This window comes from Solibacillus sp. FSL K6-1523 (assembly GCF_038005225.1).
Taxonomy (GTDB): Bacteria; Bacillota; Bacilli; order Bacillales_A; family Planococcaceae; genus Solibacillus.
In genome coordinates this window covers 2,686,171-2,702,071 of sequence record NZ_JBBOSU010000001.1, presented here as the reverse complement: position 1 = coordinate 2,702,071, position 15,901 = coordinate 2,686,171, and the positions used below count along the sequence as shown (strand labels likewise).

The following is a 15,901-nucleotide window of genomic DNA, read 5'->3' as shown; positions in this document are numbered from 1 at the left end:
TCACATGAAACTAGCAAAATTACGCCAAGCATTACTCGATCATGGTGTCGATGCACTATTAATTACAAATGAATATAACCGCCGTTACATGACAGGTTTTACAGGTACGGCTGGTGTTGCCATTGTTTCGCAGAATGATGCAGTATTTATTACCGATTTCCGCTATACAGAACAAGCGGCGGCGCAAATTACCGATTTCCGTATTGTTCAGCATAAAGGAACGATTTTTGAAGAAGTAGGTAAGCAAGCGGCATTAATGGGCATTAAAACGCTTGGATTTGAGAAAGATGCATTGCTTTATGGGTTGTATGAAGTGTATAAAGTGTCAGTAAAAGCGGATTTTGTTCCACTTTCAGGGTTAATTGAAAAAATTCGCTTGATTAAGACACCTGAAGAGATTAATATTATTAAGGTTGCATGTGAAATTGCAGATAATGCATTTACACATATATTAAACTTTATTAAGCCTGGTCAAACAGAGCTTGATGTTTCGAATGAATTAGAATTTTTCATGCGTAAACAAGGCGCGACAAGTTCTTCTTTTGATATTATCGTAGCAAGTGGTTTACGATCAGCGTTACCACACGGCGTCGCAACTGATAAAATTATCGAGCAAGGAGACTTTGTAACGCTTGATTTTGGTGCATACTATAACGGATACATTTCAGATATTACGCGCACAATTGCAGTAGGGCAACCTTCAGATAAATTAGTGGAGATGTACAATGTTGTATTAGCTTCTCAGTTATTAGCACTTGAAAAAGTAGGTCCAAGTATGACAGGTATTGAAGCGGATGCGGTCGCTCGTGACTATTTAAAAGCAAATGGTTACGGTGAAGCGTTTGGTCACTCAACAGGTCACGGGATTGGTTTAGAAGTGCATGAAGGACCTGGATTATCATTCCGGTCAGAAACGGTTTTAGAGCCGAATATGACGGTAACAATTGAGCCTGGTGTCTATTTACCTGGAATTGGTGGCGTTCGAATTGAGGACGATATTTTAATCACTAAAACGGGTAATGAAGTACTAACGCATTCGACAAAGCAATTAATCATTTTATAATTTGGAGGAAAAAACTCATGATCTCAGTAAACGATTTCCGTACGGGTTTAACAATCATCGCTGATGGTAACTTATACCGCGTACTAGAATTCCAACACGTAAAACCAGGTAAAGGTGCTGCTTTCGTACGTTCAAAATTACGTAACCTACGCAACGGTAACGTGCAAGAAAAAACATTCCGCGCGGGTGAAAAAGTAGAAAAAGCGATGATCGAAAACCGCAAAATGCAATATTTATATGCACAAGGTGACGAACATGTATTCATGGACATGGAGTCTTATGATCAAACAACTTTAACTGAAGCACAAATTGAAGATGAGTTATTATACTTATTAGAAAACATGGAAATTCACATCCAAACTTTCCAAGGTGAAATGTTAGGTCTTGAATTACCAAACACAGTTGTTCTTGAAGTAGCTGAAACGGAGCCTGGTATTAAAGGTGATACAGCTTCAGGCGGTTCAAAACCAGCAAAAATGCAAACTGGTTTAATGGTAAACGTACCATTCTTCGTAAACCAAGGCGACAAATTAATTATTAACACAGAAGAAGGTTCATACGTTTCACGTGCTTAATATAAAAAAGACAGACAATTTATTTTGTCTGTCTTTTTTTGACGTGGCTATATATTCTTAGCTGATGTCCATAATTGAGGGAATTTGATGTGAGGAAGCGTCTAGCTGTTGACGCGGAATAAATTTTAAACAGGAAAATACATACATTTATAACCGAATTTAACGAAAATAAAGTATAATTAAACAAAGGAGTGATTTTATGATACAAAATTTCGCTTTAAGAAAACCAGTGATTCAAGCACCGATGGCAGGAGTCACGTCACCCAAATTTGTTGCGGCATGTTGTGAAGCGGGCATATTAGGATCGATTGGAGCAGGCTATTTAAATGGGGCTGAAACAAAGGAATTCATTCAGCAAGTAAAAGCACTCACAGATAAACGATTTTGTGTAAACTTATTTGTGCAAGAAGAACCAAGAATTGATATTGGGGTACTGCAAGATGCGCGCGTTGCATTGCAACCATTTTATGAAGAGCTCGGGGTATCTAATACACAGCGCGTTGTTTCAACGGAAGTATTTGATGGGCAAGTACAGGCAGTTATCGATGAAGATGTGAAAGTTTGTACGTTTACATTCGGCCTTCCAAATGAAAAAACGATATCTAAACTAAAAGCACATGGTGTTTATTTAATTGGAACCGCCACGACTGTAGAGGAAGCGGTGGCAGTTGAAAATGCAGGCTTAGATGCAGTTGTAATTCAAGGTAGTGAAGCGGGAGGACATCGCGGCTCGTTTACAGATCCGATTGAACTGATTCCGACAAAACAATTGCTGCAAGATGTACGGGGGAAAATATCGATTAATTGTATCGCAGCAGGTGGGATTATGACGGCTGCGCATGTAAAAGAGATGCTGGAAGCTGGCGCAACGGCGGTTCAAATTGGCACAGCCTTATTAACGGCACATGAGTGTGAAATAAGCAATGTGCATAAAAAGGCGGTTTTGGAGTCGGAGCAAAAGGCAACTACTTTGACAAAAGCGTTTACTGGCAAATATGCGCGCGGCTTAAAAAATGAATTTACAGAAAAGCTAAAGGATTCGGTTGTCGCACCTTATCCAGTCCAGCATTATTTAACGCTAGCGATTCGCAAGGAAAGTGCTAAGCAAAATAAACCGCAATATTTATCGCTATGGATGGGTGAAAATAGTTATTTAGCGAAAGAGGCTTCCGTTCGAGAGATTGTTGATGAGTTAACCCCAACAGATTGAATTAATTATAGAAAGCGCAGAAATGGATGTATCCTTTCTGCGCTTTTTCCTGTAGTTATTTATGTTTAACTTAATTCAGCATTCATCTCCTACTTCTATAAGTAGGGGATGAATGCCAAAAAGGTAATTTTATTCAGTGAGGGTTCAAACCCCGGCTGAATTGGGGAACAAAGGCTAAAACCCGTCACGTCCTGTGACAACGCCTTTGTGATCAACATCGTGTTGACCCAAGCTCTGGCGGATGTCACAGATTTTTAAGGGAAGTTTTTCGAGCGAGCTCGAAAAAATCTGGACGCAATTACGCCGAGGCGTAATTGATTGACTCGCTCCTCTACCAAACAATTTCCGACACATAAGCTAAAGTCAGCTGGCTAAAAATTATGCATAAGAGAATTTGATGGCATGAAGTATCTATCTTAAGTGCTTAAATTCATTCAGGCTGCATATAGTTTCGGTAAGGGGGGAGGGCTTTTTTGGAATTGCAAGATGTGCTTCGAGTAGCAGGAGTAGGTTTAGTCATAGCACTTCTTCATATATTCTTTGAACAGCTAGGAAAAAAGGAGTTTTCATTTTTTTTATTCTTTGTAGCGTATCTGTATATAACAGTAGAATTAATACGATTTTTACGGTTGTTCTTTAATGAAATCGTCGTATTTTTTCAATGGTTATCTGTCATTAGTTAAATGAGTATACTATTTGCAAGTGTCATCTTTTTATTGCTCCTTCAGCTGATTAAACAATCTATGGACAGGCTTCATGCGATTATTCTCATCGTCTTTTTTTTTATATTTGCTCAATTCGTTATTCGACGACAGCTCATCCCGTCCTGGCAATTACTAGAGGAAACATTTAGGAAAGCCCCTTATACAAAAGGACTTTTATTCACCGCATTTTTATTAATTTTAAGTGATTTATTTTGTGAACTGTTAGCGCAAATGGAATATGATGCATTTGCTACTGTTGTGAAGCTGTCCATTCGATTAACTTTAGTTGGGTATTGGTTTAATGAATTACAACCAGCGTTTAAATCCGTCTTGGAATTGCTAGAGAGGTTACAATAATGGATTATTTTCTATCAATGTTTTCGCAACCGATTCAGTCAATCCTAACATCGATCTCATTCGTAGTCCTCTATATTTTACTCTATTTGCTACTAATTGCTGTTTTACCACAGCATACGGCGATTATCGAACAATTATTTATACTCCTCTTCATCGTGACATTCGCACAAAAAATTATGGATGCATTCCTCGTATTAAGTGAACTAATCACGGTGCTTCAAAGTTTTTTTATCCTAATGATTCCAATTATTTCGACCATGCTCATTGCGGTTTCAACGATTTTTACCTTTATTGCTTGGAATCCCGTCATCATAATGGTTATTCATTTTTTATTATTTATTTGTACGAAACTATTAATCCCATCGCTTTTGATTGCGCTATTTTTGGATGTTTGTACAAAAGTTTATCCAGCTATTTCATTCTCAAAAGCGGCTGATCTCATTCGGTCCTCATCTCTAAGCATAATTGTAGCTTCTGTTCTAGCACTCACGTCGATTTTATCTTTTTCTGGGGTGGCCTTTTTTCAATTAAATGATGCGGTGAAATCTCCTATAAAAAAATTAGTAGAACAAAATATACCCCTCATCGGCAATTTGATTGTAGAAGGGCTGTCTTTATTTCAAAAAACGCAATCAACCATATCGACTGTTTTCGGCATTACTTTTTTGGCAATTGTTTGGAGTGCGGCGTTTTATCCAGCAATGACGCTTTTACTGCATGCACTCATGTTTAAATTCATCGGGGCGCTCGTGGAACCTTTTTCGAATACACGGATCAGCAGTTTGTTTGATGATGTCGGTAAAACTTTGATGGTGCTCTGTGCAATCGCATTGTTACTCGGTTTTTCGATTATTTTTATTGTGATGCTCTGTATTGTTTTAATGCAGCTTTCATTTGGAGGTAACACATGATTGATATACTTTTGATTGTTTTACTCGGTAGCAGCCTATTATTTTTTGTAGAAGAAAAGGAGTGGCAAGTGTATGTGAAACTAGCACTTTATATTTCAGTCTCTCATTTATTCTTGTCCTTATTTGCATAAAGTATCAAACTCTCTCATACATTGAGATGAAAAAATGAAAAGGGGGCGCATTACGCAAACATGTGGATAAAAAACAAGCGAATCGTCCTCTTTTACTAATTGGGAGCGTCGTCGTAATCGTAGTAATATTTATGTTCACATTGAATTCAACAAATAAAGGACAACAGCGATTGACGGATGAACAGCAGTTGGCCCAAATTTTAAGTGAAATTGATGCTGTAGGACAAGTTCAAGTGTATTTTCATTATGAGCAAGAGGTAGAAAGCGGCAATTTCTTATCGCTCTCAAAAGGGCAAAAAATGACAGGGGTCATAATCGTTGCAGAAGGCGCGCATCATTCGACTGTAAAAAGTTTATTGAAAACGACGGTCAGCACAGCATTGCAAATACCAGCGCATCGCATTCAAATTGTCCCTATGCAAATGAAGGAGGAAGAAAAATGAAGGTAAAAAAACGTACAGTATGGTTTTTAACATTATTTAGTTTAGTGGCGGTAATTGGTGTGTATTATGCTGTAGATGGCAACAGAACAGGAAATATGCTTGCGATTTTTACAAGTGATACGTTAGATGAAACGGATATTTTAGGGGTTACTACAGACGTTACAAAAACAGTGAACTCAGAAAGTGATCTATTCCAAGAAATGCGTTTAGAATTAAGCAATAAAAGAAGCCAATTACGCGAACAGTTAACATTAAAAACGGCGTCCTCAGAATATACTGCCGAACAAAAAAGTGCAGCATTTGATGAAATGGAGCAGCTTATTAATCGAGAATCATCAGAGGCGACGTTAGAAATGCTTGTCAAATCATTCGGATACGACGACGCATTAGTCCGCATTGAGGATGAGAAAGTAGCGGTTACCGTGATGTCTGACGAAAACTCTACGAAACTAGCAGATGAAATTATTCACTTAATTAAAACGGAAGTAGATGAAAACGTAAAGGTAACAGTGGACATTAAGCCATTTTATTGAGAAAATAATAATAATGATGCATTAAATGGTGACTGTGTTATACAGCAGATAATGATAAGTTATTTGTTTTAACACAGTTATTCTCTATTTTATGTGATATTTTATTAATATTGCAAGAAAGTATTTCAAAAGTATTCAAAAAATTATAAAATAGATAATGTGTTATTATTATTTTGATTAAAGGGAGAGTTCAGAATGTTCAAAGTTCAAGAGATTAGAGAGATTATTAAATTAGTAGATGCGTCATCTATTGATGAATTTGTTTATGAAGCAGACGGGGCAAAAGTAAAGCTTAAGAAAAATAGCGGAGTTACAGAAGTAGTAGCACCAAAACAAGTAGTAGCAGCACCGGCTCCAGTAGCGGTAGTAGCAGCACCAGTAGCAGCACCAAAAGTGGAAGCACCAGTAGAAGTAGTAGCACCAGTAGCTGACACAACTGATTTACACAAAATCACTTCTCCGATGGTTGGGACATTCTATCAATCGCCAAACCCAGAATCACCTGCATTTGTTAAAGTGGGCGATAAAGTAGGCGACGAGTCAATCGTATGTATCGTTGAAGCGATGAAATTATTCAACGAGATTGAAGCTGAAATTAAAGGTGAAATCGTAGAAGTTTTAGTTAAAGATGGCCAATTAGTAGAATATGGTCAACCTCTATTCCTAGTAAAAGCTGAATAAGGAGTGCTGACACCGATGAAAAAAGTATTAATTGCAAACCGTGGTGAAATTGCAGTACGTATTATTCGTGCTTGTAAGGAACTAGGTATTCAAACTGTAGCAGTATATTCTGAAGCTGATGCAGATGCATTACATGTAAAATTAGCGGACGAGGCATATTGCATTGGTCCTAAATTATCAAAAGATTCTTATTTGAGTTTCCCAGCTGTTTTAGGCGTTGCGCAAAAAACAGGTGTTGACGGGATTCACCCTGGCTATGGTTTCTTAGCTGAAAACGCTGCATTTGCAGAAGCATGTGAAAATGCAGGTATTAAATTTATCGGTCCATCATCTGATGCGATTAAGATCATGGGGATTAAAGACGTGGCACGCGACACAATGGAAGCGGCAAACGTTCCTTTAGTACCAGGTACAGGGATCGTTCCTGATATCGAAACAGGTAAAGAATGGGCTGCAAAAATCGGTTACCCAGTCATCATTAAAGCAACTGCTGGTGGTGGCGGTAAAGGGATTCGCGTAGCACGTACGGAAGAAGACCTTATTAAAGGCATCGACATTACACAAAAAGAAGCGGCTGCGGCATTCGGTAACCCAGGCGTATACTTAGAAAAATTTATCGAGTATTTCCGTCACTGTGAAATTCAAGTGCTTGCAGATAGTCACGGCAATGTTGTTCACCTTGGTGAGCGTGACTGTACGGTTCAACGCCGTATGCAAAAACTTGTTGAAGAAGCGCCATCACCGGCTTTATCGGAAGAGCGTCGTGCAGAGATGGGTGAAGCTGCTGTTAAAGCGGCAAAAGCTTGTAACTATGAAGGTGCAGGTACAATCGAGTTCATCTATGATTACCAAGCGGATAAATTCTACTTCATGGAAATGAATACGCGTATTCAAGTGGAACATACGATTACTGAAATGATTACGGGTGTTGACTTAGTGCAACAACAATTAAAAATTGCTGGAGGCGCTGAGCTACCATTCCAACAAGAAGATATCACAATTAATGGTTGGGCAATCGAATGCCGTATCAATGCTGAAAATGCATACAAAAACTTTATGCCTTCAGCTGGTACAGTAGATACTTACGTAGTACCAGGTGGTTACGGAGTACGTGTGGATTCTGCTGTTTATGCAGGTTATACAATCCCACCATTCTATGATTCAATGGTTGCAAAACTAATTGTTCATGCGGATACTCGTGCAGAAGCAATCGCGAAAATGAACCGCGCATTATCAGAATTTGAAGTAGCTGGACCTGGAATTCACACAACAATTCCTTTCCACGAAGCTTTAATGAATAATGACGTATTCCAATCAGCGAAATTCAACACGAAATTCCTTGAAGAGAATGATATTTTAGGTACATCTGTTAAGGCTTAATTTGATTTAATAGAGTGTTTGTAGAATGATTTAAAAAATATATCGTTTTTTACCTTCTGACAATTTATTTTGTTGGGAGGTTTTTTTAGTTTTAAAAAAATTTTTTCAGCAAGTAAACCGCATAAATTTTAATTTTCTCATGCATATCCGCCATTCAAATCGCCAATTTCCCTAGTTTCCCAATATAAGCGGATGTTGTGTTTTATGAGGGAATTCATTATGCTCAGAGTAATAAACACCACGAAACAATCCGACAAAACTGCTTACTTCACGCTACTAAACGCCACCATCACTCCCTCTATAATTCACGTACCAGTTCCCAACCATGCTATAATCAAATCAACTATACAAGGTGAAATACCATTAATCGAAAAGCATTAAAACGCATCCCACTGTCCGAATTTATCGACCTAAAAATTGATTTTGCATTCAAACAATTATTTGGAAACGAGCAAAATGAAAAGATAACGATTGTCTTTTTAAATGCCATTTTGCAGAAAACAGGTCGCGATATCATTTGCGCCTTCACATTGTTTAAAGGCATGGCAAGACGGTTTATTAGATCCGTTAAACGATATATTAGCAAGGTGGTTGTTGCTACTCGGCATGGTTGATGCCCTTAAAGAGAAGGTTTATGTAGATATTTATAAAGAGCTGGAGGAATTGGTGATGAAGGATGAAAACTTGCAGGAAGCGTTAACGGTTTGGGAAAACATGAGTTAAAGCCCAGAGACAAGATATGCATACTTATCTCGCCTGAAATAAATGAGGGAATCGAAGAAGGTTATTAAGTAATTATGATTGATACGATATGTAATCGGGACGTAAATAATACGCTCTGATGTACGGAAATACAGTGAATATAGTGTGAAGTAGCGGAGTCCTGTGTGAAATTGCATCGGGCTTTTTTGGATATAGTAGAAACAGAGAGAATATGGTAAATTATCTTTAAGTGAACTCGTTCAAATAGAAGGTAATTTATATAAATTTCGTTTTGAAACGAAATAATAAGTATGATTGGGGACAATGAAGTTTAATGAAAATAGATAACAATCACTACATCGAGCAGTGTATGATAAATTATGAGGAAATAGTAAATAAGGCAAAGGAAAGAGCGGCTCAAGGCTATAGCGTATTAGAGGTAATGGTTCGATCGATATCCTATGGGCTATTAAAAATCGACTATGATAGATGGTTGGATGAGTGCTTTTCACATCAAGATTGGCAAAAGTGGAATGATTTAATTTATCAGGAAATGCGCTATAAATTACTTCCGGGATGTGCAGGAGGACGTGACCATAGTACAAATTTGTTACATATTTTAGAGGCATTCGCATGTGGGGATAACGAAACGATGGACCGAATTCTCCCACATGGACTCGGTTTAACTAAAAATGGCTACCCGTTTTATGTTGTGATGAGTAATCTTCTAATAGCGTTATGGTATAAAGATGAAAAACTATTACCAAAAGCGTTCTCTGCTGCCGAAAAATTTATCGGTACAAAGAAACCACAATGGGAGCGTTCGGGCGTTGCATTTATCCTTGCATTACACAATGAAGATTATGAGGGAATGGGAGAGAATTTACAAAGTATGTGTGCAGGATACATGCGGGCAGATTTCAGTAAGTCGTTGAAACGGTTATGTGTACCTGCACATGGTTTGTATTGCTTGGCGAAAAATTTATTGCCTGATGAGATTTTTCAACAAATAAAAATGCCAGAACACAAAAACTTTTCTAAAGGGTTTGCAAAATGGAGAAATGAAAATCAACATCCGGTATTAAATTTATACTTTGAATATCCAGAGCCACTAGAAACTCTTAATCAAATTTATAAGGCGCCAGTTGCTAAAAGCATCATTTCACAGCCACATCTTCATAGCGATAATCCATATCATTCACCGCAATTAAAGAAAAAGTGGTTTCTTGATGAGGAGGCAATGGTAAGAGCCTTTGCTGAAGAAATATAACATTAAGAACTTGCACTAGATCGTATATGACAAAATGTAAAGTTCATTTTGACTCATGACTTTACGAAAAACAAAAGAAATCATCTAAAGGGATAATAAAGGTGAAAATGTATAAAGAAGACGAGCCGCTATGAGTGATTTTATATAGTGGTTCGCTAAACGTCTATGTACTACACAAAATGCGGTTTTACGTATTGAAGAACTTGCGAAAGCATTAGACACGGGCGTAAATCACTTAATTGCTGAAGAATCATCTAATACAGAATATCTGTTTGAGAGAACCAGAATTAAATCTGGTTCTTTTTTATGTTTAAACCATCCCCCTATTTTTCATTAGCCAAAGTAACTACGCCCATGTTATGATGCAAGCGCAAATAGCAAAGTGAGACTGTATGCGGTGTCACTTATTGCTATTGTTACAGATGATTTATTGCCCGTTACCGCGGGATGAAAAAGGTGGAATTTTTTTGTTGGATTCAATTAAATGGTTTATACCAAATGTGGAGGCCCCAACTTGGACGGATGCTTTAGCGGCGACCGTAATCGTTGTTGTTGGTTTGGTCATTATTTTTCTTGTCATCCGCCCAATTGTGATGAAAACGGCGACATTTTTGGAAAAGAAACAGCATCCAGTATTAAGTGATATTTCGAAATATACGTTTCCGGCATTCCGTAATGCACTTATTTTTACGCTTGTTTTAACAGCGTTATCATTGCTTTTTGAAGTTTGGTTATTTGATGCCCCCAAAATGCAAAGGCTCATTAAATCTGTGTATATTTACTTTGTATTCAAAGCGTTATACGATATTTTAAGCTTTTACCTACGAAATCCTGCGCGCTTTGAAACGGATGAGAATCAAGATATTTTAACCCCTTTTTTCCTACGTATTAGTAAAGTAATTATAATGATCATTGCGATGTTTTCTATCGCATCAGTATGGAGTTTTAATTTAGAAGGTTTTTTAACTGCTCTTGGATTGACGGGAGTTGCCCTGGCGTTTGGGATCCGTGACACGTTGGCGCATATTTTTGGTGGGATGAGTGTCGCGCTCGATAAGCCGTTCCAAATTGGAGATTGGATTATGACAGCGGACGGGAAAATTGATGGGACAATAGAGGATATTAATTTGCGGAGTACGGTTATTCAAACAAGTGACCAAGGGCTTGTGTATGTCCCGAATTCCTTTTTAGTGAATCGTCCCATTTACAATTTGTCTAAGCGTGAGCAGCGTAAAATCGAACATTATTTATTCGTTTCGAACGAAAATAATGAAGAAAATATCGTGAACTTTATGGCATCATTGCATGAACAAATTGCCATGCATCCAAAAACATTGAAAAATATTATCCATGTTGCAATGGATGAACTGCGCCCGAGTTCTTGTCGAATCATCATTCGTTATTTTGCGAATACAAATGATACGGCAGAAATGCTTCGAATAAAGCAGGATATTTTATTTGCGGCGATGCATAGTATGGAACGGTTTGAAATTCAATTAGTGGAAACACGGCAAGAACAATTTGTATGGAATGATACGAATTAAAACATTAGATGATCGTAAGTCAATTATTTTAGGAAAACGTGTTCACAAGCACACATCGCCGCGTTAATTGTAGTATAATAAGCGTAGCAATCGTCTATATACTTTAACTGGCGACTTTACATAAGAGAGGATGTTTCACATATGGCTGAAAAACAACCAGTATCATTCGTACAACCAACACCGGTTGGAAAAGATGAAATCGGAAAAATTGAAATTGCACCAGAAGTGATTGAAGTCATTGCAGGTATTGCTGTGACGGAAGTTGAAGGTATTGCGTCAACGCGCGGTAACTTTGCATCGGGTGTCGTGGAACGTTTTGGTAAAAAAGTACACTCAAAAGGAATTAAATCGGCCATGTCTGAAGACGGTCATATTGTCATTGATGTATTTTGTACAGTGAAGTACGGCTTTGCGATTCCAAAAGTGGCGAAAGAAGTACAAACATCAATCCGCCAAGCGATTTTAAACATGACAGCAATTGAAACAAGTGAAGTGAATATTCATATTACAGGTATTCAATTTGAGACAGCGAAGGAAGTAGAATAAAATTCGTCGTTTAGATTGATCAAAATAACACCACGATGTAACCTAGCAGAGGATTTTTCAATGCTAGGTTTTTTTTATCTGGAAAATGGGGTTTATGGAGATTTTGGCGATTAACAGAATTTCAATGGAAGGGATTGGCAACATGAAGAAATTTTCGTTTTTACAACGTCCACAAACAATGAGTAATCTACAGCAGGAAACGCTCGATGTTTTTATTATTGGAGGAGGCATAACTGGGGCAGGAATTGCATTAGATGCTATAACACGTGGGATGCGCGTTGGCTTAGTAGATATGCAAGATTTCGCTGCGGGGACTTCTAGCCGCTCCACGAAATTAGTTCACGGGGGATTGCGCTATTTAAAGCAAATGCAAATAAAAGAAGTTGCGGAACTCGGTCGGGAGCGGGCGATTGTTTATGAAAATGGTCCGCATGTGACGACGCCGATTTGGATGTTATTACCGTTTTATAAAGGGGGCACATTTGGTCCGTTGGCTACGGCATTTGGGCTAAACGTGTATGATGTTTTAGCGGGTGTTAAAAAAGGAGAGCGTCGGTTTATGCTGTCAAAGGACGAGGCAATCCAGCAGGAACCGTTATTAAATAAAGAGAATTTATTAGGCGCTGGCATGTATGTCGAATATCGGACAGATGATGCACGGCTGACAATCGAAGTGCTAAAAGCCGCAGCAGAGCGCGGGGCATATGCGGTCAATTATATGAAAGTAATCAAAATAGATGCCGGGAATTTAGCTTTTACAAAGGTCACAGTAGAAGATCAATTAACAAAAGAACAGTATGTAATCAAAGCGAAAAAAGTCATTAACGCCGCGGGACCATGGGTAGATGAAGTGCGGAAATTAGATGCGGGGATTACTGAAAAGCACTTAATTTTGTCAAAAGGAGCTCACGTCGTGTTTGATCAGAAGGATTTTCCGTTGCAACAAGCAATTTATTTTGATACCCAAAATGATGGGCGCATGATTTTTGCGATTCCGCGGGACGGAAAAACGTATGTGGGCACGACTGATACATTTTATGAAGGGTCAATTGAGGAACCAACGATTACAGCGGACGATAAAAAATATTTATTGCAAGCGATTCATTTTATGTTTCCGCATTTACAATTAACGCAGCGGCAAATTGAATCGTGCTGGGCGGGTGTGCGTCCATTAATTCATGAAAATGGGAAAAACCCATCGGAAATTTCCAGAAAAGATGAAATTTGGCAGTCCGAGCAAGGGCTCATTACAATTGCAGGTGGAAAATTAACAGGCTACCGAAAAATGGCTGAAAAAATTGTGGATTTAGTAAGCGAGCAGCTTTCAAACGAATATCATCGAACATATCCAAAGTGCATCACAAAAAAGTTGCCCATTTCAGGTGGGGATTTAAGCGGCTCGGCATTTTTTGAACAATATGTCGAACGGCAAATCCGAAATGGTGTTGAAATCGGTTTAACGGCAGAACAAAGTGAAAGAATTGTACGGAGATACGGAACGAATTGTGCACAAGTTTTTAATTTCGCTGAGCAAAATGATACGTGTTTGAATGCCGATTTATACGGTGAACTGCATTATGCGATGCATTATGAAGCCGCTCTTAAGCCTGTTGATTTCTTCATTCGTCGTACGGGTGCACTACTCTTTAATATCAATCAAGTAAATGAAGTGAAAAAAGAGGTCATAGAGGAAATGGCTAAAACTTTACACTGGACAATGGCACAAAAATCCGAATATCATAAAGAATTACAGCAAGCGATTGATGAAGTGGCAAGCATTCATTGAATGAAAATGTTTGGGGGAAATTAAGCGATGGAAAAATATATTATGTCATTAGATCAAGGAACGACAAGCTCGCGTGCTATTTTATTTAATCAAGAGGGGCAAGTGGAATATGTTGCGCAACAGGAATTTAAGCAAATTTTTCCGAAGTCTGGTTGGGTGGAACATAATCCAAATGAAATATGGAGCTCTATTTTAGCGGTCATTGTGAGAGTATTATCGAAAAATAATATAAAAGCGCAACAAATTGCAAGCGTGGGCATTACAAATCAACGTGAAACAACAGTTGTTTGGGATAGGCATACAGGGGAGCCGATTTATAATGCAATTGTTTGGCAATCTCGTCAAACCGCTGATATTTGTGATGCATTAAAAGAAGCGGGACATGAGCAGCTTTTTCGAGAAAAAACGGGTCTTTTACTAGATGCTTATTTTTCTGGAACAAAGGTGAAATGGATTCTTGATCATGTGGAAGGGGCACGTGAAAAAGCGGGAAAAGGCGATTTGCTATTTGGCACAATTGACACATGGCTTATTTGGAAACTGACGGATGGTGCCGTTCATGTAACGGATTATTCAAATGCTTCGCGTACGCTAATGTACAATATTTTCGATTTGAAATGGGATGAGGAGCTACTCGATATTTTAGGTGTCCCAGCTTCGATGCTTCCAGAAGTTCGTCCTTCATCCGAAGTATATGGTGAAATTCCAGTGAATCATTTCTTCGGTCATTCGGTCCCGATTGCAGGCATTGCAGGGGATCAGCAGGCTGCGCTATTTGGTCAAGCATGCTTTGAAAAAGGGATGGTTAAAAACACGTTTGGGACGGGCTGCTTTATGTTGATGAATACAGGGGAGGAAGCGGTGCGTTCTGAACATGGGCTGCTGACGACAATTGCTTGGGGAATCGACGGCAAGGTGCATTATGCGCTAGAAGGTAGTGTTTTTGTAGCAGGTTCAGCGATTCAGTGGCTGCGTGATGGCTTGCGAATGATTCGAAGTACAGCTGAAAGTGAAAACTATGCGAAGAAAGTACAGGATTCGGATGGCGTGTATGTTGTTCCTGCATTTGTCGGCCTCGGCACACCGTATTGGGACTCGGATGTGCGTGGTTCTGTGTTTGGTTTGACGCGCGGTACGTCGAAAGAACACTTTATTCGGGCAACGTTGGAATCTTTAGCTTATCAAACGCGTGATGTTTTAACGGCAATGAGCTCTGATTCACAAATGGATATCAAAACATTGCGTGTCGATGGAGGAGCAGTGAAAAATAACTTCTTAATGCAATTCCAAGCGGATATTTTAAACATGCCGGTCGAACGTGCCGCTGTGAATGAAACAACAGCGCTTGGTGCAGCTTATTTAGCAGGGCTAGCAGTAGGCTTTTGGGACAGTAAGGCCGCGCTTGAAAAACATTGGCAACTAGACCGCCAATTTGAAGTGGAAATGCCTGTCCAGCAACGTGATGATTTATATAATGGATGGCAAAAGGCAGTGAAGGCAGCACAAGTTTTTAAATGAGTTTAATATCACGACAAAATTGATTTATAAAAATATAATTGAAACGGTGATATGATAATAAAAATGTGCTATTATAGGACTTAATGCTACTTATGAAGGAGAACTTTAATTTATGAAACGAACAGAAGCGCGCCAAAAAGCGTTACAAGTATTGTTTCAGTTGGACAGCACAGAACTTACATTTAAAGAGGCAATTGGACATGTACTTGAAGAAGAACAAAAATCGAATGCTTTTTTAGAACAATTAGTACGTGGAACAACTGAACATAAAACTGAAATTGATGCTGCGCTAGAAAAAAACCTAGAAAACTGGACGTTAAGCCGTCTACCGAAAATTGAAAGAACCGTGTTACGTTTAGCCGTTTATGAATTAATGTTTGCTAACACTGAAACGCCAAGTAAAGTTGTGATGAACGAAGCAATCGAGCTAAGTAAAACATTTGGTGATGAAAAATCAAGCAAATTTGTTAACGGTGTACTTTCTAAATTTACAGCCGAGTAAAGTGAAGCTTCAAATAGTTGGAGATTTCTGTGGATAAATTTGCGG

At 38.6% G+C, this 15,901-nt stretch carries 18 protein-coding genes and 1 pseudogene; all 19 read left to right on the top strand.

Annotated elements, in window-relative coordinates; translation table 11 throughout:
• Nucleotides 1-4 precede the first annotated feature (4 nt).
• The 19 genes and pseudogenes from MHI10_RS12970 (at nt 5) to nusB (ending at nt 15,856) form a co-directional block, all read left to right on the top strand.
• A complete protein-coding gene (locus MHI10_RS12970) occupies nt 5-1,063 on the top strand; it encodes a M24 family metallopeptidase (RefSeq protein WP_340785954.1) in 1,059 nt (352 codons plus the stop codon).
• A 17-nt stretch (nt 1,064-1,080) separates the two neighbouring features.
• Nucleotides 1,081-1,638: an elongation factor P gene (efp, locus tag MHI10_RS12965; RefSeq protein WP_340785953.1), complete on the top strand. Its 558-nt coding sequence runs from the start codon at nt 1,081-1,083 to the stop codon at nt 1,636-1,638.
• A gap of 199 nt (nt 1,639-1,837) precedes the next feature.
• The gene (locus tag MHI10_RS12960; protein WP_340785952.1) at nt 1,838-2,848 is read left to right on the top strand and encodes an NAD(P)H-dependent flavin oxidoreductase; all 1,011 of its coding nucleotides are present in this window, start codon (nt 1,838-1,840) and stop codon (nt 2,846-2,848) included.
• Nucleotides 2,849-3,321: 473 nt separating this feature from the next.
• Nucleotides 3,322-3,531 (top strand): stage III sporulation protein AC, encoded by a 210-nt coding sequence (locus MHI10_RS12955; RefSeq protein ID WP_099424374.1) that lies wholly within the window; start codon nt 3,322-3,324, stop codon nt 3,529-3,531.
• Complete coding sequence (locus MHI10_RS12950) at nt 3,532-3,909, top strand: pyruvate formate-lyase (RefSeq protein WP_340785951.1); 378 nt, start codon at nt 3,532-3,534, stop codon at nt 3,907-3,909. It begins immediately after the preceding gene.
• Nucleotides 3,909-4,820 carry a stage III sporulation protein AE gene (locus MHI10_RS12945; protein ID WP_340785950.1) on the top strand — a complete coding sequence of 304 codons (912 nt, stop codon included), beginning with the start codon at nt 3,909-3,911 and terminating at the stop codon, nt 4,818-4,820. Before MHI10_RS12950 ends, MHI10_RS12945 begins: the two co-directional genes overlap by 1 nt.
• Complete coding sequence (locus MHI10_RS12940) at nt 4,817-4,951, top strand: hypothetical protein (protein ID WP_256376287.1); 135 nt, start codon at nt 4,817-4,819, stop codon at nt 4,949-4,951. Before MHI10_RS12945 ends, MHI10_RS12940 begins: the two co-directional genes overlap by 4 nt.
• 62 nt (nt 4,952-5,013) lie before the next feature.
• Nucleotides 5,014-5,394: a hypothetical protein gene (locus MHI10_RS12935; protein WP_340785946.1), complete on the top strand. Its 381-nt coding sequence runs from the start codon at nt 5,014-5,016 to the stop codon at nt 5,392-5,394.
• Nucleotides 5,391-5,927 carry a SpoIIIAH-like family protein gene (locus MHI10_RS12930; RefSeq protein WP_340785945.1) on the top strand — a complete coding sequence of 179 codons (537 nt, stop codon included), beginning with the start codon at nt 5,391-5,393 and terminating at the stop codon, nt 5,925-5,927. The genes MHI10_RS12935 and MHI10_RS12930 overlap by 4 nt, the downstream gene beginning before the upstream one ends.
• A 195-nt stretch (nt 5,928-6,122) precedes the next feature.
• Complete coding sequence (gene accB / locus MHI10_RS12925) at nt 6,123-6,608, top strand: acetyl-CoA carboxylase biotin carboxyl carrier protein (protein WP_340785944.1); 486 nt, start codon at nt 6,123-6,125, stop codon at nt 6,606-6,608.
• Between the two features lie 15 nt (nt 6,609-6,623).
• The gene (gene accC / locus MHI10_RS12920; protein ID WP_340785943.1) at nt 6,624-7,988 is read left to right on the top strand and encodes an acetyl-CoA carboxylase biotin carboxylase subunit; all 1,365 of its coding nucleotides are present in this window, start codon (nt 6,624-6,626) and stop codon (nt 7,986-7,988) included.
• Nucleotides 7,989-8,392: 404 nt separating this feature from the next.
• Nucleotides 8,393-8,491 (top strand): annotated as a pseudogene (locus MHI10_RS12915) (PD-(D/E)XK nuclease family transposase); the annotation flags it as partial.
• A complete protein-coding gene (locus tag MHI10_RS12910; RefSeq protein WP_340785942.1) occupies nt 8,472-8,711 on the top strand; it encodes a hypothetical protein in 240 nt (79 codons plus the stop codon). The pseudogene MHI10_RS12915 and the gene MHI10_RS12910, both read left to right, overlap by 20 nt.
• A 313-nt stretch (nt 8,712-9,024) precedes the next feature.
• Nucleotides 9,025-9,960: a hypothetical protein gene (locus tag MHI10_RS12905; protein WP_340785941.1), complete on the top strand. Its 936-nt coding sequence runs from the start codon at nt 9,025-9,027 to the stop codon at nt 9,958-9,960.
• Nucleotides 9,961-10,430: 470 nt separating this feature from the next.
• Nucleotides 10,431-11,504 carry a mechanosensitive ion channel family protein gene (locus MHI10_RS12900; RefSeq protein WP_340785940.1) on the top strand — a complete coding sequence of 358 codons (1,074 nt, stop codon included), beginning with the start codon at nt 10,431-10,433 and terminating at the stop codon, nt 11,502-11,504.
• 141 nt (nt 11,505-11,645) lie between these two features.
• Entirely contained in the window at nt 11,646-12,050 is a 405-nt protein-coding gene (locus MHI10_RS12895; protein ID WP_340785939.1) for an Asp23/Gls24 family envelope stress response protein, read from the top strand.
• Nucleotides 12,051-12,192: 142 nt separating this feature from the next.
• The gene (locus MHI10_RS12890) at nt 12,193-13,836 is read left to right on the top strand and encodes a glycerol-3-phosphate dehydrogenase/oxidase (protein WP_340785937.1); all 1,644 of its coding nucleotides are present in this window, start codon (nt 12,193-12,195) and stop codon (nt 13,834-13,836) included.
• Nucleotides 13,837-13,863: 27 nt separating this feature from the next.
• Nucleotides 13,864-15,354 carry a glycerol kinase GlpK gene (gene glpK / locus MHI10_RS12885; RefSeq protein ID WP_340785935.1) on the top strand — a complete coding sequence of 497 codons (1,491 nt, stop codon included), beginning with the start codon at nt 13,864-13,866 and terminating at the stop codon, nt 15,352-15,354.
• A 112-nt stretch (nt 15,355-15,466) separates the two neighbouring features.
• On the top strand, nt 15,467-15,856 hold the full coding sequence (gene nusB, locus MHI10_RS12880; protein ID WP_340785934.1) for a transcription antitermination factor NusB: 390 nt from the start codon (nt 15,467-15,469) through the stop codon (nt 15,854-15,856).
• Nucleotides 15,857-15,901 lie beyond the last annotated feature (45 nt).

What these genes read in the sequence shown, in the direction of transcription:
- MHI10_RS12930 (WP_340785945.1), top strand. Translation starts at nt 5,391, where the DNA reads ATGAAGGTAAAAAAACGTACAGTATGGTTTTTAACATTATTTAGTTTA.
- MHI10_RS12945 (WP_340785950.1), top strand. Translation starts at nt 3,909, where the DNA reads ATGGATTATTTTCTATCAATGTTTTCGCAACCGATTCAGTCAATCCTA.
- efp (WP_340785953.1), top strand. Translation starts at nt 1,081, where the DNA reads ATGATCTCAGTAAACGATTTCCGTACGGGTTTAACAATCATCGCTGAT.
- MHI10_RS12895 (WP_340785939.1), top strand. Translation starts at nt 11,646, where the DNA reads ATGGCTGAAAAACAACCAGTATCATTCGTACAACCAACACCGGTTGGA.
- MHI10_RS12970 (WP_340785954.1), top strand. Translation starts at nt 5, where the DNA reads ATGAAACTAGCAAAATTACGCCAAGCATTACTCGATCATGGTGTCGAT.
- nusB (WP_340785934.1), top strand. Translation starts at nt 15,467, where the DNA reads ATGAAACGAACAGAAGCGCGCCAAAAAGCGTTACAAGTATTGTTTCAG.
- glpK (WP_340785935.1), top strand. Translation starts at nt 13,864, where the DNA reads ATGGAAAAATATATTATGTCATTAGATCAAGGAACGACAAGCTCGCGT.
- MHI10_RS12890 (WP_340785937.1), top strand. Translation starts at nt 12,193, where the DNA reads ATGAAGAAATTTTCGTTTTTACAACGTCCACAAACAATGAGTAATCTA.
- MHI10_RS12950 (WP_340785951.1), top strand. Translation starts at nt 3,532, where the DNA reads ATGAGTATACTATTTGCAAGTGTCATCTTTTTATTGCTCCTTCAGCTG.
- MHI10_RS12960 (WP_340785952.1), top strand. Translation starts at nt 1,838, where the DNA reads ATGATACAAAATTTCGCTTTAAGAAAACCAGTGATTCAAGCACCGATG.
- accB (WP_340785944.1), top strand. Translation starts at nt 6,123, where the DNA reads ATGTTCAAAGTTCAAGAGATTAGAGAGATTATTAAATTAGTAGATGCG.
- accC (WP_340785943.1), top strand. Translation starts at nt 6,624, where the DNA reads ATGAAAAAAGTATTAATTGCAAACCGTGGTGAAATTGCAGTACGTATT.
- MHI10_RS12905 (WP_340785941.1), top strand. Translation starts at nt 9,025, where the DNA reads ATGAAAATAGATAACAATCACTACATCGAGCAGTGTATGATAAATTAT.
- MHI10_RS12940 (WP_256376287.1), top strand. Translation starts at nt 4,817, where the DNA reads ATGATTGATATACTTTTGATTGTTTTACTCGGTAGCAGCCTATTATTT.
- MHI10_RS12910 (WP_340785942.1), top strand. Translation starts at nt 8,472, where the DNA reads ATGCCATTTTGCAGAAAACAGGTCGCGATATCATTTGCGCCTTCACAT.